Source organism: Leifsonia sp. TF02-11 (assembly GCF_017565305.1).
Taxonomy (GTDB): domain Bacteria; phylum Actinomycetota; class Actinomycetes; order Actinomycetales; family Microbacteriaceae; genus Leifsonia.
Genome location: NZ_JAGEKP010000003.1, coordinates 157,606 through 177,587, shown reverse-complemented (window position 1 = coordinate 177,587; position 19,982 = coordinate 157,606). Strand labels below are relative to the sequence as shown.

Sequence of the window (19,982 nt, the reverse complement as noted above, 5' to 3'; positions counted from 1 at the left end):
GCCAGCAGCGTTTCTTCCTGGGGGGAGGAAGTCGCATCGTGAACCCCTCCCATCGCCCGTTCGTCGTGATTGACTCGGAGACGGAAAGGCGGTCTCGGCGGGTGGCTCTCTCGGCGAAGCAGACGAGGATGCTCGACATCCTGTCGCGTCGTGCTGCCTGGGTGACGGCCGCAGAGCTCGCACGCGACCTTGGTGTGACCTCCCGCAGCATCCGCAGCTACGCGGCGGCACTCGGCGAACTCGTCGAGTCGGGACCGACGGGTTATCGCGTGAGGGGCGACGCCTACGCGGCCTACCTCGCCGACGTGCCGGCCACGTCGCCCTCGGCGGGATCGCCGCAGGAACGGCTGGCCTTCCTCGCCCGGCGCCTGCTCGACGAGCCGGACGGGATCGATGTCTACGAGACCGCCGAGAGCGTGTTCGTCAGCGACTCCACCATCGAGGCGGATCTCAGCCGCGTGCGCGGCCTGCTCGCCGGCACCGAGCTGGAGCTCGAGCGACGCGGGGCCGTCGCGCGGCTCACCGGGCCGGAGATCGCGCGGCGCAAGCTCATCAGCCGGCTGTTCCGCGACGAGATGCGCCAGGGCGTCGTCGACGTGTCGCGCATCCAGGAGGCGTTCGCGTCAGAAGGGCTGGCCGCGTTCAAGTCCGACCTGGTCGAGATGCTCGACGCTCGCGGCTTCTTCGTCAACGAGTACGGCATCAACGACGTGCTGCTGCACATGGCCGTCGCGCTCGACCGGGTGGCCAAAGACCGCGTGCTGCCCGCCGCCGGCGGCGCGGAGCCGGGGGAGGCGCTGCGCAGCCTGGCCGACGACCTGGGCGCGCTCGTGCACAAGCACTTCGACGTCGAGCTCGACCCGACCGAGCTGCGATACCTGGCGATCCTGCTGCGCACCAGGGTCATCGCCCCCGGTGCAGGCAGGGACAGCGTCGAGGAGTTCGTCAGCCAGGAGGACCTCGCCACGGTTCGGGGGATCGTCGCCCGGGCGTCGACGGAGTACCTGGTGGACCTCCGGGACGAGGACTTCATCGTGCGTCTCACCCTGCACGTGCAGAATCTGGTGGCCCGCGCCCACGAGAACACCTACTCCCGCAACCCGCTCACCCGCTCGATCAAGAGCTCGTACCCGATGACCTACGAGCTCGCCGTCTACATCGCGAGCAGGCTGCAGACGGCAGAGGGCATCGCGGTCAACGACGACGAGATCGCCTACATCGCGATGCACGTCGGTGCCTACCTCGAGCAGCAGTCGCGCCGACAGGACGCCGTGCGCACCGCAGTGGTCTGCCCCAACTACTACGACATGCACATCCTGTTGCGCGAGAAGCTGGAGAGCGCGCTCGGCGACGAGCTCGACATCGTGAGCGTCATCACCTCCACCGACGCAGACTGGTCGTCGATCGACGCCGATCTGGTGCTGACGACCATCGATCCGCGCGGGCGGCGCGAGAACACCGTGATCGTCCAACCGTTCCTCACCGAGACCGATGTCGAGCACATCCGGCAGTCCGTCTCGCGCATCCGTCGCCAGCGCCGTCGGGCGGGGATCAAGAACGAGCTGCTCGAGTACTTCGACGAGAGCCTCTTCCTGCGCAACTTCTACGCGCGCGATGCGATCACGATGATCCGGGCCCTCGGCGACCGGATGATCGCGGCGGACGCGATCGGCAGCGACTATGTGGAACAGGCCGTCGAGCGCGAGCAGATGTCATCGACGGCGTTCACCGAGACCCTCGCCGTGCCGCACGCGATGACCATGAACGCCAAGCGCACGGCGATCGCGATCGTGGTCAACGACACGGCGATGGACTGGGGTGACGCGCGGGTCAACGTGATCGCGTTCATCGCGTTCTCCGAGGGCGGTCGCGCCGCCTTCCAGACCGTCTTCGATCAGTTCGTCGAGGTGTTCTCCGATCGGGAGGCCGTTCTCGGCCTCATCCGCCGGGCGGACACCTTCACGGCGTTCATCGACGAGCTCGTCCGCATCATCGACGCCTGAGCGCCGCGAGATTCGTCACGAATGTCGAGATTCGTGGCACGAAAGTCGACATTCGTGACGAATGTCCGGTGGTGCCGGTCAGTTGGCGGTGACGGCGTACGTCACGGCCACGCCGGGGGTGCCGACGGCGACGGTGTACTTCGCGTTCGTGTACACGGCCTTGTTGTCGGTGGCTCCGGGCTGAACGGTGTAGCCGGCCTTCTCGAGCGCAGCCTTCGCGTCGGCGAAGCCGCTCTTGTCCTTCGGCTGGACCGTGACGGACCAGCCGTCGTTGTGGTCACCGTTGGCGACGATGATGGTGCCGTCGACGATCGGGACATCCGACTTCGGGAAGTCGGACGGAAGCGACTTGGAGGCCGCCTCCTGCGAGGCCGTCGCGGTGGGCGACGAACTCGAGCTGCTCCCGCCCCCGGAGCAACCGGTGAGGGAGGCGATGGACAGTGCCGCGACGATGGCGGCGGGTACGAGCATTTTGCTGTTGGCGCGCATGATTCTTCCTAGTGCTGTATGCGGTGCGGTAGTGGAACACTCCAGCCTACTGCGCGACCACCGACGCTCCAGTCGGGCGCGGATCAGCCCAGCAGCAGCGCGCTGAGCTGGTCCGCCGAGTGCACCACGGCGATGGCGCCTGCCGCCTCGGCCGGCGACCCGTAGCCCCACTCGACGAGGATCGTGGGGAGGCCGTGCTCGCCGGCGCCCTCCACGTCGTACTGGCGGTCGCCCACCATCACCGTGTGGTCGAGGGCGACGCCCAGCTCGGTCAGCCGGCGGAGCGCCTCCGCGACGACGTCCGCCTTGGCGCTGCGGCTCTCGTCGTCGGTGGCTCCCGCGATGACGTCGAAGTACTGGGCCAGTCCGAAGTGCTCGAGGATGCGCACGGCCTGGGTCTCCGGCTTGCTGGTGGCGACCGCGAGCGGGATGCCGGCCGCTTGGAGCCGCTGCAGGAGGCCGCGGATGCCGGGGAAGACGGCGCTGTCGAAGGCGCCGTGGGCGGCATAGTCGGCGCGGTAGACGGCCAGGGCGGCACGGGCGCCCGGCTCGTCGAAGCCGGCCATGGACTGCAGCGAGTCGAGCAGCGGAGGCCCGACGTACTCGACGAGTTCCGCGGGGGTCGGGACGGGCAGGCCGAGGGTCTCGAACATGCGCACGAGCGACGCGGTGATCCCGGGCGCCGAGTCGGTGAGGGTGCCGTCGAGATCGAACAGGACGCACGTCCAGGTGCGTGCGACGGTCGCGGTCGACGGGGTGGTGGTGGTCGGGTTGGTCATAGCCGTCCTATGGTATGTGACGTATTCGAGAGTGGCGTCAGCGCCCGCTGAGAGCGGACTCGATGTGCGAGCGGGCGACCACCATGGTGTGCGAAGCTCCCGGATCGAACTGGACCGCCACGAAATCGGCATTGTGGATGTAGCCGAGGGCCTCCGCCGCCGGCACGATGACCGCCTGCACGCGCGTCCCCTTGCCCGCAGCGGCGCCGACCGCGTTCCGCAACATCTTCATGGACGTGAACAGCGGCAGCACAGGTTCGCCGGCGGTGGACTGGATGGTGCGCAGCCGGACTTCCCCCGGGTCGGAGCCCGTGACATCCACCACGAGACCGCCCTTCAGCGCGGCGGCGAGCAGGACCTCCAGATGCTCGAGCGTCGGCTCGGCCGCAATGTCGGCGAGGGCCTTGCGGACCGGGCCGTTCTCGTAGGTCTGCGGGAACCGTCCCGACGGCGCCGCCATCAGAACAGCCTCGAGTCGCTGTCGTCGAGGCCGCGCATGGCGTCGTAGTCGAGCACGAGGCAGCGGATGCCGCGGTCCTCGGCCAGCGTGCGGGCCTGGGGCTTGATCTCCTGGGCGGCGAACACGCCGGTCACCGGGGCGAGCAGCGGATCGCGGTTCATCAGCTCCAGGTAACGCGTGAGCTGCTCGACGCCGTCGATGTCGCCGCGACGCTTGAGCTCGACGGCGACCGAGGCGCCGCGCTCGTCCCTGGCCAGGATGTCCACGGGTCCGATCGCCGTCATGTACTCGCGGCGCACGAGCACGTGGCCGTCGCCGAGCAGGTGGATCTGCTCGGCCAGCAGCTTCTGGAGGTGCGCCTCCACGCCGTCCTTCTGCAGTCCGGGGTCGATGCCGAGGTCGTGTGCGGAGTCGTGCAGCACCTCGTGGATCGAGACGATCAGGAGGTCCGCGGTCTTGGCCTGGGTGACCCGCCACACCTGCGTGATCCCGGCCTCCCGCTGCAGCTCGTCCGGCTCGTCGACCGTGACCGTGCAGGGCGGGCTCATCCAGTTGAGCGGCTTGTACGAGCCGCCGTCGGAGTGCACGAGCAGGCTTCCGTCGGCCTTCAGCATCAGGAGCCGTTTGGCGAGCGGGAGGTGAGCGCTCAGTCGCCCGGCGTAGTCGACGGAGCAGTTGGCAATCACGAGGCGCACCGGTCAAGTGTACGGTGCGCGCGCGATCGCGGTCGGCCTGCTGGCAGGATGAGGGCATGGCTCACGACCTCCTCATCGGCACGTACACACAGCGGCTCCCGCACGTCGATGGGCACGCGGCGGGCATCCTCGGTGCCCGCTTCGACGGCACCGACATCGTCGACGTCTCGGTCGCCGCCGAGGTGCCCAACCCGTCGTGGGTGGCCGTCACCGACCACGGCACGCGGGCGTACGCGGTCGAGGAGACGGGCCCGGACGGCGGTGTCTCGGCGTTCTCCCGGAGCGCGGACGGAACGCTGCGGCCGTTGGGCCGCGTGTCCAGCGGCGGCGACTCGCCCGCCCACCTGACGGTGCACCCGTCCGGACGGTGGCTGGCCACCGGGACGTACGTCGGTGGCACGGTCTCGGTCTTCACGCTGGCCGACGACGGCTCGATCGGCGAGCGGACCGCGTTCGTGCAGCACGAGGGGCACGGGACGCATCCCCGCCAGGAGTCGCCGCACGTGCACCAGCTGGTCTTCGACCCGGTGACGGGAGAGCTGGTCGTGGTGGATCTCGGCCTGGGCGAGGTGCGCTGGTACACCCTGTCGGAGTCCGGAGCGCTGGCGCTGCGCCCGGAGGCGACGGTGACGGTCGGCGCGGCCGGCCCCCGGCACCTGGCGTTCCACCCGGACGGCCGGCACCTCTTCCTCCTCAACGAGCTCGACAGCACCCTCGCCCTGTTGCGGCGCGAGGGCGACCGCTTCGCGCTCGTCGCCTCGGTCGGCACGCGCGGGTCGGAGTCCGCCCCCGGCAATCAGACGGCGGCCGTCCGGGTCTCGCCCGACGGGCGGACCGTGCTGGTGACCAATCGCGGCGACGACACGATCGGGGTATTCGCGTTCGACGCGGCGACCTCGGCGCTCGAGTTCGTGCGGGTCGTGCCGGTGGGAGGCCGCGCGCCGCGCGACCTCGTGTTAGCGCTGTCCGGGGATCGCGTGCTCGCCGCCTGCCAGGACAGCGACGAGGTCGTCGTGTTCGCCTTCGACGCGGGCAGCCGCGAGCTCACGCGCCTCGGCGCGTCTCCCGTCCCCACCCCCGTCTGCCTCGCGTTCGTGTAGCCCCCACCTCGAGACGGCGGATTCTCCGCCCACTCGACGCGTTTCGGCGCATTTTGCGCCTTCTCGACGAGCTACTCGGTGGCGGGGGCCGCCGCGCGGGCGCGGCGCTCGGCGAGCGGACGGACGGCGGGCGCGGCCAGGAAGGACGCGACCAGCAGCACGAGGATGAGGTAGAGGGCGTTCAGGATGCCGAACTCCTTGCCCAGGAAACCGATCAGCGGCGGGCCGACCAGGAACGCGCAGTATCCGATGATCGCGACGGCGGAGACCCGTGCTGCCGGGTTGTCCTGGCCGTCCGAGGCCGCGGACATCCCAAGTGGGAAGCCGAGCGAGACGCCGAAGCCCCAGAGCACCGTGCCCAGCACGACCACCCAGAGCGGGCCCCCGAGGATGAACAGCAGGAGACCGACGACGCCCATGGCTGCGGTGGCGCGGATCGCGGCAACGCGTCCGATGCGGTCGACGACCGGGCCACCGAGCACGCGTCCTATGGTCATGGCCGCGACGAAGAAGCCGAAGACGACGGCGCCGGTGGAGTTCTGCTGGGCGTGGCCGTCGACGGTGGCCAGCGCGATCCAGTCGTTGGCCGACCCTTCGCCGAACGCCATGCCGAGCATGACGACGCCGATCAGGATGAGACGCCAGTCCGCCCACACCGCGAGCGAGGCACGCAGGCGCTGCCCGAACGGGATGCGCGGCTGCGCCTCCGTCTCGTCGCCGAGTTCCGCCTCCCGCGGGATGAACCGGATGGCGAACAGCGCCACGGCGACCATCAGCACCGCGATGACCGCGAGGTGCCACGCCACCGCGATGTGGAGGGCGGCCGCTGCCGCGCCGATGCCGGCCCCGAGGACCGTGCCGAAGCTGAAGAACGCGTGCATGAGCGGCATCAGCGTCTTGCCGATCTCGCGCTCGACGGCGGTGCCCTCGACGTTCATCATCACGTCGACCATCCCGTTGCCGAAGCCGAGCAGGATGAGGCCGATCGCGACCAGCGGGACCGCGTGGAAGACGCTGGAGCCGAACCCGATCAGCAGGGTGCCGATGGCGACGATCGTGAGGCCGCCGACCATCCCCTTGTGCGGTCCGAAGCGCACCATCACCAGCGACGAGACCGACAGGCCGACGATCGCGCCGATGGACATCCCGAGGATGAGCAGCCCGACGGAGGACGGGTCGCGGCCGAGGCCGAGGTCGTCGCGCACTCCCGGGATGCGGGCGACCCAGGTCGCCATGGCGAGCCCGCTGAGGATGAAGATGACGAACACGGCATTGCGCCAGGCGCGCAGCTCGCGGCGCGAGCGGGTCGTCGTCGGGGTCGGCTGTGACATCGGCTTTCCTGGTGATTTCGGCACTCGAATCGTTTCGATCGAAACGATTCGACTAAGCTACCACACGTGAACGACAGCAGCACAACCCTTCTGGGCGCCCGGCCGACGCTGGCCGCGGTCGCCCGGCTGGCCGGTGTCTCCAACTCCACGGCCTCGCTGGCCTTCTCCGGCACAGGGCCCGTCTCCGACGCCACGCGCGAGCGGGTGCTCGAGGCGGCCAAGCAGCTCAACTACGCGGGCCCGGACCCGCGGGCCCGCTCGCTCCGCCGCGGCCGGTCCGGCATCGTCGGGGTGGTGATGGAGGAGCGCGTCGGCGACGCGTTCCGCGACCCCATCAAGATCGCCCTCCTCGACGGGATCTCCGACGAGATCGCCGCCATCGACGCGGGGCTGCTCATCCTCACCGACGCGGGGGAGACCGCGCAGCGGATCGAGGACGCGCCGATGGACGCCGTGGTGCTCGTCGGCTGCAGCCCCCGCCTCGACGAGTCGGTCGCGATGCTGCGCCAGCGCGGCATCCCGCTGGTCGCGATCGAGGGCGGCCCGTCGGACGACGTGCCGTCGATCGGTCAGGACAACAGGGAGGCCACCCGCCTCGCCGCCCAGCACCTCCACGAGCTGGGCCACCGCGACGTCGCGATCGTCGCCCTTCCGCTGACCCGCGACCGCGCGCGCGGCCCACTCACGGCCGAGAACGTGCGAAGCAGCAGTTCCACCACGGGCAACGAGCGTCTCGCCGGGGCGCGCGACGTCTTCCCGACCGCCGGCGGCTGGACGACCAGGGGCTCGTTCGTCGAGGAGGGCAGGATCGCCGGCATGGCGCTCCTCTCCGACCCGAGCCGGCGGCCGACCGCGATCATCGCGCAGAGCGACCTGCTCGCCGCCGGTGTGATCCGTGCGGCGGAGGAGCTGGGGCTGGAGGTCCCCGGCGACGTCAGCGTCGTCGGATTCGACGGGGTGCGCGTCGACGGGCTGTGGCCGTACGACCTCACCACGTTGGTCCAGCCCGCAGTGGAAAAGGGGCGAGCAGCGGGTCACGCCATCGTCGAGATGCTGGAGGGCCGACCGCCCCGCACCGCGTCGTTCACGAGCGAGTTCCACCGCGGCAACACGACAGCGGCACCCCGCCCGGCCTAGGCCCCGCATCGCGCGCCCGTGCCGCGTGGCCAACGGAGGATCACCGGTCCAGCAGCGCCGCGATCTCCTCCGTTCCCCGACTTTTCGTGCGGCTCCCGTTCTGATCTCCTCCGTTGCCTGCAGCTGTGAAGCGGTGCGGCCGGGCACCCGTAGGGTGGACCCATGGATCTCGAAGCCATCTACCGTGACTTGCACGCCCACCCCGAGCTCTCGTTCGAGGAGCACCGCACCGCAGGCATCGTGGCGGAGCAGCTCACTGCGCTCGGCCTCGAGGTGCACACCGGGATCGCCCGCACGGGTGTCGCCGGCGTGCTGCGCAACGGCGACGGGCCGACCGTCCTGCTGCGGGCCGACATGGACGGCCTCCCCGTCCTCGAGCAGACCGGGCTGCCGTGGGCGTCGACCGCGACAGCGCCCGGCGACGACGGTCACCCGGTCCCGGTCATGCACGCGTGCGGCCACGACATCCACATCACGTGCCTGCTGGGCGCCGTCGAGCGGCTTGCGGCGACCACCGAAGACTGGTCAGGTACCGTGGTCGCCGTCTTCCAGCCCGCCGAGGAGCACGGCGGCGGCGCCGAGGTGATGGTGCAGGACGGCCTGTACACGAAGGTGCCAGCGCCCGACGTCGTGCTCGGGCAGCATGTGACGCCGTTCCCCGCCGGCATGGTGGGCGCGCGCCCCGGGGCGGCGATGGCCGCCGTGGACACGTTCGAGGTCACGCTGCACGGGCGCGGCGGCCACGGATCGCGCCCGGAGACCACCATCGACCCTGTGGTCATGGCCGCGTCGGCGGTGATGCGCCTGCAGACCGTCGTCTCGCGTGAGATCGCGCCGCGGGACACCGCCGTCGTGACCGTTGGAACCATGCACGCCGGCACGAAGAACAACATCATCGCTCCGTCGGCGACGCTCGGGATCAGCATGCGCAGCTTCGACGAGGCGGTCCGCACCCGCATGCTGGAGGGCGTCGACCGCATCATCCGCGCCGAGGCGCAGGCGAGCGGGTCACCACAGGAGCCCACCTTCGAGTGGGGCGAGCGCTACCCGGTCACCGTCAACGATGCAGATGCCACCGCTCGCGTCAACGCCGCCTTCGCCGCGGAGTTCGGTGCTGAGGCCGTGTTCGAACCCGACCCGATCGCGGGCAGCGAGGACGTCGGAAACCTGGCGACCGCCGCGGGCGTGCCTCTGGTCTACTGGCTGCTCGGCGGCGGCGACCCCGAGGCCGTTCGCGCGGCGATGGCGGCGGGAACAGTCGACTCCGACATCCCCTCGAACCACTCCCCGTTCTTCGCCCCGCTGGCGCAGCCGACGATCGACACCGGAGTGCGCGCCCTCGTCACCGCGGCCCGCGAGTGGCTCGCCTGAGTCGCTGATTTGCGCCACATATGGCGCTAGGCACCGCGAAACGCCACATTTGCCGCAAATGCGGTGACTTCGTCGACGTGCGCGCCGAGATCGCCAACGCCGAAGCGCGCGTCGCCGCTCCGCGCGCCGCGACGTTCTTCACGAATGTCGTGTTTCGTGCCACGAATGTGCTGATTCGTCACGAATGTTTGCGTTGGGTCGTGGGTTCCTCGCGTGCGCAGTGGCGGATGCTGTGTCGTCCTTTCGTGACGAATGTCGTGTTTCGTGCCACGAATGTGCCGATTCGTCACGAATGTTTGCGTTGGGTCGTGGGTTCCTCGCGTGCGCAGTGGCGGACGCGGTGGTGTCGCGCTTTCGTGACGAATGTCGTGTTTCGTGCCACGAGTGTGCTGATTCGTCACGAATGTCGTGACTTGTGGCGCCAAGGTCGTGAGGCATGTGGTGGTGGCGCGTACTCGCCGCGATCCTCGCGGCGAGCCCGGTGGGATTCGGCGCAGGTCACGGGACGCGAGAGGCGTGGCCCACTTTCGTGACGAATGTCGTGTTTCGTAACACGAATGTGCTGATTCGTCACGAATGTTTGCGTTGGGTCGTGGATTCCTCGCGTGCCCAGTGGCGGACGCGGTGTCGCACTTTCGTGACGAATGTCGTGTTTCGTGCCACGAATGTGCCGATTCGTCACGAATGTCGCGGTCGGCGGGGACGAGGTGGCGGCAGTCGCGGCCGCCGCGAGGCCGCCGCGTCAGCGCTCGGCGCCCGGCCGCATCCATGCGTGGCCTCGCGCGCGGAGGCCGAGGGTGAGTGCCCGCGCCCCGAGGTACCCGAACGCGAAGGCCGCGGTCAGCGCGGCGAGGCCGCCGGCGTCGGGCGAGCCCCAGGCGACGACCGCCAGGGCGAGGGGAGCGAACACCGCGACGTTGAGCACCCCGGTGAGCGCCAGGTAGCGCGCGTCGCCCGCCCCGATGAGCACGCCGTCGAGGACGAAGACGTATCCGCCGAGGGGAGCACTGACGCCGATGATCGCCAGAGCGATCGGCAGCAGTGCGGCGACCGACGGATCGCTCGTGAACAGGCCGGCCGCGACCGGGCTGAGGGCGAGTGTCGCGGCGCCGAGCACCACTCCGGAGCCGATCCCCCACTGCACGCAGCGCCGGAGGACCTCGCGCACATCGTCGAGTCGTCCGGCCCCGAGTCCCTTGCCGACGAGCGCCTGCGCTGCGATCGCGAGGGCATCGAGCGCGAACGCCAGCGTGGCGAAGACGGTCATCGTCACCTGGAAGGCCGCGAGCTCGTCCGGCCCCAGCCGGGTCGCGGCGAACACCGCGAGCAGCATCGCGGCCCGCAGGCTCGCGGTGCGCAGGAAAAGCCAGCCTCCTGCGCGTGCGGTGCGGCCGATGCCGCTGTGGTGGGGGAGGAGCGGTGCGCCGACGCGGCGGGCGTGGCGCACGACGATCACCGCGTAGACGACGACCATCGCCCACTGGGCGACGACGGTACCGAGCGCGGATCCGGCGATCCCGAGCCCGGCCACATAGATGAAGACGAAGTTCAGGATGATGTTCGCCCCGAACCCGCCGACGGCGACCGCCAGCGGCGTCCGGGTGTCCTGCAGACCCCGGAGCAGGCCGGTCGTCGCGAACACCAGCAGCATGGCGGGCAGGCCGAGCATCGAGAGCGTCAGGTAGGTCGTGGCCTGTGCCGTGACCTCGGGGGAGGCGCCGAACAGCGCGACGAGGAACGGCGAGGCGAACCAGCCGGCCACGGCCAGCACGATTCCCAGGCCGAGCGCCAGCCAGGTGCCGTCGACCCCGGCCGCGATCGCGCCGCGCTCGTCGCCCGCCCCGAGCCGTCGCGCGACCGCCGGTGTGGTCGAGTAGGCCAGGAACACCATCAGGCCGACGATCGTCTGCAGCACCGCGCTCGCGATGCCGAGCCCGGCGAGCGGTGCGACGCCGAGGTGGCCGACCATCGCCGAGTCGGCCAGGAGGAAGAGCGGTTCGGCGACGAGCGCGCCGAGCGCGGGCACGGCGAGACGGAGGATCTCCCGGTCGAGCGGGCGGCGGAGGAGGAGGTTCACGGCTCGACCACGCTACCGCGGACCGCCGACGTGTCGTGCGGGCCGGGTGTCGGAGGCTCTTTCTACAGTGGAGGCATGAGCCACCTGATGCCGGAACTCCTGTCCACCTGGTCCTGGCGTCTCGATCGCGTCCGCAACGGGCGCACCGTGCTCACGAAGAGCCAGGCGGCCTCCGCGCGCACCGATCTGGCGCACGATCGCTCGGCCCACCCCTCCGACTACGCGGGCTATGAAGAGGAGTACACATCGGCTATCGAGGCTCTCGAGGTGCTGGCGCAGCAGGCCAACCGCAGCGACGACCTCCTCGCCGTCCTCCGTGCCGAGCGGCGTGCAAGCGACCAGTCGGCCCGCGACCGGTACGCCACGGCACCCGACAGCGCGCCCCGCGCATCGCTCGCCGCCGAGCACGACAGGGTTCCCGCGGGATTGCCGGAAGCGCTCGACGAGTGGGTGCACCGGCTCATCCGCTATCGCGGTGGCGCCAAAGTCATCGCGCCGATCGAAGCATCGAGGGCCGAGATCCGGCTGCGCAACGAGGCCGACCTCCACCCGAGCGCCTATCGCACGTCGATGGCCGCGCCGTTCTACGGGCGCGTCATGCGCGAGCTCGGCGAGATCGCGACCTCCCAACGGCCGGGCGTCCACGTCTCGCGACGCGGGCTGCACCGCGGGCTCGCGGACGACTCGTTCCTGTGACGCCGGCCCGTACGGCGCGCTCGGGGGTGCGGCGCCGTGCCACTCCCTGGCCGATCGCTGCCGTCGCCCTGCTCATCGCCCTGGTGGGCGCGGGAGGCTACGCCGCACTGAACGGCGGTGCGACAGACGGCAGCAGAGCGCCTGGAGCCGCGAGCTCGACCGTGCCAGCCGTGTCACCTCCTCCCGGCGCCCGCGCGGCCCCCGGCCTCCTCGACGCCGCAGCAGCGCGCGCCGCACTCGCGGCCCTTCCGGTGAAGGGCAGGGCGCCTGCCACCGGATACGACCGCGTCGCGAAGTTCGGCGAGGCCTGGCTCGACGTCGACCGCAACGGCTGCGACACCAGGGACGACATCTTGGCCCGCGATCTCGCCGACGTCACGCGACGGTCGGACTGCCGTGTGCTCACCGGCACGCTCGCCGATCCGTACACCGGCACGACCATCGCTTTCACCCGAGGCCAGCAGACCTCCGCTCGGGTGCAGATCGACCACGTGGTCGCGCTCCTCGACGCCTGGGAGACCGGGGCGCAGTCCCTGAGTCAGGAGACGAGGGTCCAGCTCGCCAACGACCCGCTCGAGCTCCTCGCCGTGGACGGGCCGACCAACCAGGCCAAGGGCGCGGGCGATGCGGCGACGTGGCTGCCGCCGGCGGTGGGCTTCCGGTGCGAGTACGCAGCCCGTCAGGTCAGCGTGAAGGCCAAGTACGGTCTCTGGGTGAAGCCGGCGGAGAAGTCGGCGTTGGGGCGCATCCTCGCCGGCTGCTGACGGTCCAGAACGCCGCGACCGGGCCCCGACACGCCGTAAGGATTGCGTTAGAAGTTTTCACAAATTACTGAAACAAGCGTAGAGTCCCGGGTATGAGCACAGTGATTGAGGCCTCGGGCCTCGAGAAGCGATTCGGCCGGGTGCGGGCACTCAACGGGCTCGACCTCGCCGTGACCGAAGGGGAAGTGCACGGATTCCTCGGGCCGAACGGCGCGGGCAAGTCCACCACCATCCGCATCCTGCTGGGGCTGGCCCGCTCCAACGGCGGGAGTGCCCGCGTCTTCGGGAGCGATCCGTGGCGTGACGCCGTCGCGCTCCACCGCCGCATCGCGTACGTCCCCGGTGACGTCAGCCTCTGGCCGAACCTCTCCGGTGGCGAGGCGATCGACCTCCTCGCGCGACTGCGCGGAGGCACAGCGGACAAAGCGGCGTACGCCGAGCGCAAGAAGCGGCTCGTCGACGTCTTCCAGCTCGACCCGACCAAGAAGGGTCGCGCCTACTCGAAGGGCAACCGGCAGAAGGTGGCGCTCGTCGCCGCGTTCGCGACGCCGGCCGACCTCTACATCCTCGACGAGCCGACCAGTGGCCTTGATCCCCTGATGGAGGCGACCTTCAACGCCGAGATCGCGCGCATCGCCCGCGAAGGCGCGACCGTCCTGCTGTCCAGCCACATCCTGTCGGAGGTCGAGCAGCTCTGCGACTGTGTGAGCATCATCCGCGATGGCAGGACCGTCGAGTCCGGCACGCTCGATCAGCTGCGCCACCTCACCCGCACCGAGATCTCGTTCGCGGCCGACGGGGTGACCCAGGAGCAGCTCGCCCGTATCCCGGATGCGCACGACCTGCGCATCGACAACGGCCGTGTGAAGTTCACGGCGGACAGCGACGGCCTCCCGCCCGTGCTCGCCGCGCTCGCCGAGCTGAATGCGAAGAGCCTGACGGTCGCGCCTCCGTCGCTGGAGGAGCTGTTCCTCCGCCACTACGGCGACGAGCTGGCCGCGGTCGAGCAGACCGAGGAGGAGGCGAAGGCGCGATGAGCACCACCACCGCCGACCGGGCGACCGCCCGTTCGGGAGGCCACTCCGCTGCGGCCGCGCACGGCCGCGGTGCGATCCTGCGCGTCCTGCTGCGGCAGCGGCTGCGTCGCGACCGCTGGCAGCTGCTCATCTGGATCCTGTGCATCGCGTTCCTTGCGCTGTTCTCGGCCGCGAGCATCGATCAGACCTATGGCTCGGCCTCCGGGCGCGCCGAGCTGGTCAAGCTCGCGATCGCCAACCCGACGGTGCTGGTGTTGCGCGGCCTCCCCCAGGGGACGAGCCTCGCCGCCGTCACCTTCTTCGAGATCTACACCTTCCTCGCCCTGCTGGCCGGGCTGATGAACACGTTCCTCGCCGTGCGGCACTCGCGCGCCGAGGAGGAGTCCGGTCGCGCCGAGCTCGTCGGCTCCACGCCGGCGTCGCGCTTGATGCCGACGATCGCCACGGTGGTGCACGGCGTCTTCGCGAACATCGTGCTGGCGCTCGCGACCGCGCTGGGGTTCCTCGCCTCCGGTCTCCCCGCGTACGGATCGTTCGTGGCGGGTGCCGCGGTCGGGGGAGCCGGGATCGCGTTCCTGGCGGTGGGCCTCCTGCTCGCGCAGGTCATGAGCACCTCGCGCGGAGCGAACGGCTACGCCGCGGCCGTCGTGGTGATCGCCTGGGTGCTGCGCGGCATCGGCGACGCCATCGGAACCGTCACGGGTTCCGGCACCGCGATGGTCTCCGGGTGGCCGACCTGGCTCAGCCCGATCGGCTGGGGCGAACAGTTCTCGCCCTACGTGCAGAACAACTGGTGGCCGCTGCTTCTGCAGCTCGGTCTCGCCGCCGTGCTGATCGCGGCAGTCTTCGGCCTTCAGGCGGTCCGCGACTCGGGAGCGGGTCTCGTGCCCGAGCGAGCGGGCCGGCGGGATGCGCTGCCGACGTTGAACGGCCCGCTCGGCCTGGCCTGGCGCCTGCAGTGGCCGACCATCCTCGGCTGGACCGTCGGGGGCGCCCTGACCGGGGTGCTCGCGGGGGCGCTGGGAAGCGTCGTCAGCACGTCGATCTCGAACGACCCCAGTCTCTCGAACATCCGGGATGCCGTCGCCCACCTGGGTGCGGGCGGCTCGGGCTCGATGACCGCGCTCTTCCTCTCCGCGATCATGTCGATCGTCGGCGTCCTCGCCGCGGCGTGCGCCGTACAGGCGGTCATCCGGCTGCGCCAGGAGGAGGTGGGCGGCTCCGCGGAGGTCATGATGGCGACGCCGCTCTCGCGCGTGCGCTGGCTGCTCGAGTTCGTGCTCGTCGGCCTGATCGCGATCGTGCTGGTGCTGGTGGCGGCCGCGCTCGCCGCCGGCTTGTCGGCGGTGGCGGCGGGGGAGAAGGCCTCGTCGTTCAACGACGCGTTCGCCGCCGCGGCTGCGCAGTTCCCCGTCGCGCTCGTGTACCTGGGAGTGCTCACGCTGGTCTTCGTGCTGCTGCCGAGCTGGACCGTCGCCGTCGGCTGGGCAGCGCTCGGCGCCGGCGCCTTCATCGGCATCTTCGGTGCGCTCATCAAGCTGCCCGATTGGCTGCGGCACATCTCGCCGTTCGCGGACGCGCCGGTCGTCGTCGGAAAAGTGGATTGGACCGGGGGATACTGGATGTTCGGCATCGCGCTGGTCGCGCTCGCCGCGTCCGCGGCGCTGATCCGTCGCCGGGACTTCGCGATCGGCTAGGGGAGCGGCGTGGCCAGAGACGAACAGGCTCTCACCGAGATGATGGAGCACTCGGCGGCGGTACTCACCGCCGCCGGGTTCCCGAAGATGCCGGCGCGGGTGCTGATGGCACTCACCGTGACCGAGTCCGCCGGTCTCACGGCGGCCCAGCTCGCCGAGCGCCTCGACGTGAGCGCCGCGGCGATCTCGGGAGCGGTGCGCTACCTCCAGACGCTCGGCATCGTGCGCCGGCTGTCTCAGAACGGCAGCCGACGGGATCTCTACCAGATGCCCGCCGACTGGTACGCGCTGATGGTGCGCAACAGCCCGATCTACGGTGTGCTGGCCGACCAGGCCGAGACCGGTCTCGCAGCGATCGACGATCCGGACGACCCTGCCACCGAGCGACTGCGCGACATGGCGGGGTTCTACCGGTTCATGAAAGACCGCCTCCCCGACATGCTCAACGAGTGGGAGGAGATCCGCGCCCAGCGATCCGAAGGCTGAGGCATGGGCACCGCTTCCCGTCCTGATTTGCAAAACTCCAAATATCACCAATAGGGTTTTACCTGCGTCTGGTTCAGACGCAGCGCTGTCTCCTGGGGAGAGGCAGCAGCGCCGGTTGCCGGGCGGAGGCCGGAGGCCGGGTCCGGGGGCGATGCGGAATCTAGGGGGCCGACACACTCGGGCCCGTCTGTCGGTGTGGTGCCGGGGTGGCACCGCATCCGTTCGGCTTCCGGCGCGCCATCCGGGGCTGGGCTCCAAAATCTGAAATGCTAGCCTTCGAACCAACCAGGGGGCAGCATGCGTTTCACCAGTCCGGCTCAGAAGGCGCTCGTCGTCATCGTGCTGCTCGGGGTCAACCTGGTGCTGGCGCTCGTGTTCGATGCGCTGCACTCGGAGGTCGCCTCCATCGTGCTGACCGTGCTCCAGGTCATCGGCTGGTACCTCGTGTCGCGGCTGTTCCGCGGACCGGGGGAGTCGCTGCGAGCGGCACGGCCCTGGTGGCGGATGACGAATCGGCCGCTCCTCTCCGGCGTGCTCGGCGCGGGCTACGCCCTCCTCGCCGTGGTCAACATCGGCTTCTCGTTCGCCGGCTACGGCAGCCTCTCCGGCACCGTCTCGATCCTCGCGGAGCTCATCCTCGCCGCGCTCTTCCTCCTCTCGTTCGCGCGCCTTCGCGCTGCCTCCCCGGCGCGCGCCTGACAGCCGGGGCGCCTGCACCGTAGGCTGGCCCCATGACGCTCACCTCCGGAATCGCGACCGACGAACTCGACCCCACGATCCGCCCGCAGGACGACCTGTTCCGGCACGTCAACGGCACCTGGATCTCGCGCACCGAGATCCCGTCCGACAAGGCGCGTTGGGGGTCCTTCATGGAGCTCGCCGAGCAGTCGGAGGCCGCCGTGCGCGAGATCGTGGAGGCGGCCCAGAGCGCACCGGAGGGCACGGAGGAGCGCAAGTTCGGCGACCTCTACACCAGCTTCCTCGACGAGGAGCGCGTCGACGCCCTCGGGGCGAAGCCGATCGAGGCGCAGCTGGCGATCGCGAGCGACGTCGACAGCATCGCGGAGTTCCTGAAGACGCTCGGCCGGCTGGAGCGGCATGGCGTGGGCGGTTTCTACCAGCTCTTCGTCGACAACGACCCCGGCGACCCGGAGCGCTACCTGGTCTTCGCCGAGCAGGCCGGGATCTCGCTCCCCGACGAGTCGTACTTCCGCGAGGAGCGGTTCGCGCCGGTCCGTGAGGCGTTCGCCGCCCACATCCAGCGGATGTTCGAGCTCGCGGGCTTCGAAGACGCCCCCGAGCGAGCCCAGCGGGTCTACGACCTCGAGGTCGAGATCGCCGCGCAGCACTGGGACAACGTGCGGTCGCGCGACTCGGAGAAGACCTACAACCTCTACGCGTGGGCCGACGCGGCCGCGCTGTTCGCCGGTGGCGGCGACAGCGGGGGCGCTGCGAGTCTCGACAGCTGGGCCGAGGGACTGGAAGCACCGCAGGGCGCACTGGCCGAGGTGGTGCTGCGTCAGCCGTCGTTCACGTCCGGCATCGCCGGCCTGCTCACCGACGACCGCCTGGAGTCGTGGAAGGACTGGCTGGCCTGGCAGATCATCCACGGCTCTGCCCCTTACCTCTCCGGCGACTTCGTCGACGCGAACTTCGACTTCTACGGCCGCACCCTCACCGGAACGCCGGAGATGCGGGCCAGGTGGAAGCGCGGCATCTCGCTCGTCGAAGGGGCGATGGGGGAGGCCGTCGGCCGCATCTATGTCGAGAAGCACTTCCCGCCCACGGCCAAGAAGGCGATGGACGCGCTGGTCGCCAACCTGATCGAGGCGTACCGGCAGAGCATCCAGAAACTCGAGTGGATGGGCGAGGACACCCGCGACCGCGCCCTCGACAAGCTCGCCAAGTTCACTCCCAAGATCGGCTACCCGGTGAAGTGGCGCGACTACTCGTCGCTGGTCATCGACCCGACGGACCTGATCGGCAACGTGCGTGCCGGCGCCCTCTTCGAGTTCAACCGCGAGCTCGGCAAGATCGGCAAGCCGCTCGACCGCGACGAGTGGTTCATGACGCCGCAGACGATCAACGCGTACTACAACCCGGGCTTCAACGAGATCGTCTTCCCCGCCGCCATCCTGCAGTACCCGTTCTTCGACGAGAGCCGCGACGACGCAGCCAACTACGGCGCGATCGGCGCGGTGATCGGCCACGAGATCGGCCACGGCTTCGACGACCAGGGGTCCAAGTTCGACGGCGACGGCAAACTCGAGGACTGGTGGACCGCTGCCGACCGCGAAGCGTTCGAGAAGCGCACCAGCAGCCTCATCGCCCAATACGACGCGCTCGCACCCGCGCAGGTGCCCGACCACCACGTCAACGGCGCCCTCACCATCGGCGAGAACATCGGCGACCTCGGCGGTCTCGGCATCGCCTGGAAGGCGTACCTGCTGTCGCTCGGCGGTGAACAGCCTCCGGTCGTCGACGGGCTGACGGGCGCCGAGCGCTTCTTCCTCTCCTGGGCGCAGGCCTGGCAGCAGAAGTCGCGCGATGAGGAGGTCATCCGGCTGCTCGCGATCGATCCGCACTCGCCCAACGAGTTCCGGTGCAACCAGATCGTGCGCAACATCGACGCCTTCTACGACACCTTCGGGGTGACCGACGCCGATGCCCTGTGGCTCGCTCCGGAGGACCGCGTCACGATCTGGTGAGGCCGTCGCGGTCCCTCCCGCGAAAGGTCTCTCGGTGACCCCCCGATCGGGGTAACATCATCCCTATCGTGTCGGGGCGCCCACCCTGTCGCGACGCGGGCCGGGGGGACCGCTGAACAAGCCGAAGCCCCGACTCGGAAGAAAGACCCAGCGCAACCCGTGACGATCCAGACCCCGGAGACTGACCACCGACGCCGCCATGTGACCACGCGTCGCGGCCGGCACCGCGGGTCGGCAACCGCCACTCCCGAGGTGTTCTCCCGCGGGTTCGACGCGCTGGGCCGCCTTGCCGTCCAGGGCGTGCAGGTGTCCGCCCGGGCGACCGACCTCTCCACCGGCGAGGTGCTGTTCTCGGTCGACGACCATGTGGTGATGCCGACGGCGAGCATCGGCAAGGTGCTGCTCCTGGTGGAGGTCGCGGCCCGGCTGCAGTCCGGGCAGCTGAGCCCGCTGGTCCAGCTGGATCGCGCGCCCCAGGACGTGGCGGGCGACTCCGGGATCTGGCAGCACCTCCAGGTTCCGGCGCTTCCCGTGGCCGACCTGGCCGCGCTGGTCGGCGCGACGAGCGACAACCTGGCGACCAATGTGCTCCTGCGCCGCGTGGGCCTGGAGGCCGTGAGCGCCCGCACGGAGTCGCTCGGCCTGACCCGTACCGCCCTCCTCGACCTGGTGCGCGATCACCGAGGCCCCGACGACGCCCCTCAGCTGTCGGTCGGCAGTGCGAACGAGCTGACCTGGCTGTTCTCGGCGCTTGCGCGAGGGGAGATCGTCGACGCGCAGACCAGCCGCCAGGTCATCTCGTGGCTGTCGCTCAACAGCGACTTCTCGCTCGTCTCGAGCGCGTTCGGCCTCGACCCGCACTCGCACCGCCACCCGGAGCACGGCATCCTGCTGGTCAACAAGACCGGCACCGACGCCGGCGTCCGCAGCGAGGTCGGCGTGCTGCGCGGCCCGCGCGCCGGCGTCACGTACGCGGTCTCGACGTACTTCGACGACACCAGCCTCCCGGCGCGGCTCGGCGTCATCGACGGGATGCGCACGGTGGGGTTGGATCTGCTGGAGTACGTGTTCTGAGAAGTTCTTGCTTGCAAAAGGTGTAATATTTAACACCTTAGTTTGATGCTACGCTGGTCGTTCACCACAGGACGAGCG

The 19,982-nt window shown here is 70.1% G+C and carries 19 protein-coding genes; 12 read left to right on the top strand and 7 right to left on the bottom strand.

All coding sequences use genetic code 11. The features are described 5' to 3' along the window. Positions 1 to 101: 101 nt before the first annotated feature. A complete protein-coding gene (locus JNB50_RS02940; protein WP_208038612.1) occupies positions 102 to 2,003 on the top strand; it encodes a transcription antiterminator in 1,902 nt (633 codons plus the stop codon). Between the two features lie 78 nt (positions 2,004 to 2,081). Here JNB50_RS02940 and JNB50_RS02935 read toward each other — a convergent pair whose 3' ends face one another. The 4 genes from JNB50_RS02935 to nucS all read right to left on the bottom strand — a co-directional run bounded on the left by JNB50_RS02935 (position 2,082) and on the right by nucS (position 4,426). After that, entirely contained in the window at positions 2,082 to 2,492 is a 411-nt protein-coding gene (locus tag JNB50_RS02935) for a hypothetical protein (protein WP_208038611.1), read from the bottom strand. Between the two features lie 83 nt (positions 2,493 to 2,575). After that, the gene (locus JNB50_RS02930; RefSeq protein WP_208038610.1) at positions 2,576 to 3,271 is read right to left on the bottom strand and encodes an HAD family hydrolase; all 696 of its coding nucleotides are present in this window, start codon (positions 3,269 to 3,271) and stop codon (positions 2,576 to 2,578) included. 37 nt (positions 3,272 to 3,308) lie between these two features. After that, on the bottom strand, positions 3,309 to 3,731 hold the full coding sequence (locus tag JNB50_RS02925) for an SseB family protein (protein WP_208038609.1): 423 nt from the start codon (positions 3,729 to 3,731) through the stop codon (positions 3,309 to 3,311). Continuing rightward, positions 3,731 to 4,426: an endonuclease NucS gene (gene nucS / locus JNB50_RS02920; RefSeq protein WP_208038608.1), complete on the bottom strand. Its 696-nt coding sequence runs from the start codon at positions 4,424 to 4,426 to the stop codon at positions 3,731 to 3,733. Before nucS ends, JNB50_RS02925 begins: the two co-directional genes overlap by 1 nt. Before the next feature lie 56 nt (positions 4,427 to 4,482). Here nucS and JNB50_RS02915 point away from each other — a divergent pair, with 56 nt between their 5' ends. Continuing rightward, positions 4,483 to 5,526 carry a lactonase family protein gene (locus JNB50_RS02915; RefSeq protein WP_208038607.1) on the top strand — a complete coding sequence of 348 codons (1,044 nt, stop codon included), beginning with the start codon at positions 4,483 to 4,485 and terminating at the stop codon, positions 5,524 to 5,526. Between the two features lie 71 nt (positions 5,527 to 5,597). Here JNB50_RS02915 and JNB50_RS02910 read toward each other — a convergent pair whose 3' ends face one another. Further along, a complete protein-coding gene (locus JNB50_RS02910) occupies positions 5,598 to 6,857 on the bottom strand; it encodes an MFS transporter (protein ID WP_208038606.1) in 1,260 nt (419 codons plus the stop codon). Positions 6,858 to 6,923: 66 nt separating this feature from the next. Between JNB50_RS02910 and JNB50_RS02905 the strand changes: the two genes are divergently transcribed. Further along, complete coding sequence (locus JNB50_RS02905; RefSeq protein ID WP_208038605.1) at positions 6,924 to 7,994, top strand: LacI family DNA-binding transcriptional regulator; 1,071 nt, start codon at positions 6,924 to 6,926, stop codon at positions 7,992 to 7,994. A gap of 162 nt (positions 7,995 to 8,156) precedes the next feature. Next, positions 8,157 to 9,365, top strand: a complete 1,209-nt coding sequence (locus tag JNB50_RS02900; RefSeq protein WP_208038604.1) for an amidohydrolase — start codon at positions 8,157 to 8,159, stop codon at positions 9,363 to 9,365. Between the two features lie 26 nt (positions 9,366 to 9,391). On the opposite strand, the gene JNB50_RS02895 is transcribed toward JNB50_RS02900, so the two are convergent. Both JNB50_RS02895 and JNB50_RS02890 read right to left on the bottom strand, forming a co-directional pair. Continuing rightward, a complete protein-coding gene (locus JNB50_RS02895; RefSeq protein ID WP_208038603.1) occupies positions 9,392 to 9,547 on the bottom strand; it encodes a hypothetical protein in 156 nt (51 codons plus the stop codon). A 560-nt stretch (positions 9,548 to 10,107) separates the two neighbouring features. After that, entirely contained in the window at positions 10,108 to 11,442 is a 1,335-nt protein-coding gene (locus JNB50_RS02890) for an MATE family efflux transporter (RefSeq protein WP_307794580.1), read from the bottom strand. A gap of 75 nt (positions 11,443 to 11,517) precedes the next feature. Between JNB50_RS02890 and JNB50_RS02885 the strand changes: the two genes are divergently transcribed. From JNB50_RS02885 to JNB50_RS02850, 8 genes are all read left to right on the top strand, one after another. Continuing rightward, positions 11,518 to 12,138, top strand: a complete 621-nt coding sequence (locus JNB50_RS02885; RefSeq protein ID WP_208038602.1) for a hypothetical protein — start codon at positions 11,518 to 11,520, stop codon at positions 12,136 to 12,138. Further along, positions 12,135 to 12,902 (top strand): HNH endonuclease family protein, encoded by a 768-nt coding sequence (locus JNB50_RS02880; protein ID WP_307794579.1) that lies wholly within the window; start codon positions 12,135 to 12,137, stop codon positions 12,900 to 12,902. The genes JNB50_RS02885 and JNB50_RS02880 overlap by 4 nt, the downstream gene beginning before the upstream one ends. Before the next feature lie 92 nt (positions 12,903 to 12,994). Beyond that, positions 12,995 to 13,939: an ABC transporter ATP-binding protein gene (locus JNB50_RS02875; RefSeq protein ID WP_208038601.1), complete on the top strand. Its 945-nt coding sequence runs from the start codon at positions 12,995 to 12,997 to the stop codon at positions 13,937 to 13,939. Beyond that, on the top strand, positions 13,936 to 15,636 hold the full coding sequence (locus JNB50_RS02870) for an ABC transporter permease (protein ID WP_208038600.1): 1,701 nt from the start codon (positions 13,936 to 13,938) through the stop codon (positions 15,634 to 15,636). Before JNB50_RS02875 ends, JNB50_RS02870 begins: the two co-directional genes overlap by 4 nt. A 9-nt stretch (positions 15,637 to 15,645) precedes the next feature. Continuing rightward, complete coding sequence (locus tag JNB50_RS02865) at positions 15,646 to 16,122, top strand: GbsR/MarR family transcriptional regulator (RefSeq protein ID WP_208038599.1); 477 nt, start codon at positions 15,646 to 15,648, stop codon at positions 16,120 to 16,122. Positions 16,123 to 16,419: 297 nt separating this feature from the next. Next, positions 16,420 to 16,821 (top strand): hypothetical protein, encoded by a 402-nt coding sequence (locus JNB50_RS02860; RefSeq protein ID WP_208038598.1) that lies wholly within the window; start codon positions 16,420 to 16,422, stop codon positions 16,819 to 16,821. 32 nt (positions 16,822 to 16,853) lie between these two features. After that, entirely contained in the window at positions 16,854 to 18,830 is a 1,977-nt protein-coding gene (locus JNB50_RS02855; protein WP_208038597.1) for a M13 family metallopeptidase, read from the top strand. Between the two features lie 159 nt (positions 18,831 to 18,989). Next, positions 18,990 to 19,904 carry a serine hydrolase gene (locus tag JNB50_RS02850; RefSeq protein WP_208038596.1) on the top strand — a complete coding sequence of 305 codons (915 nt, stop codon included), beginning with the start codon at positions 18,990 to 18,992 and terminating at the stop codon, positions 19,902 to 19,904. The last annotated feature ends 78 nt before the right edge of the window (positions 19,905 to 19,982 follow it).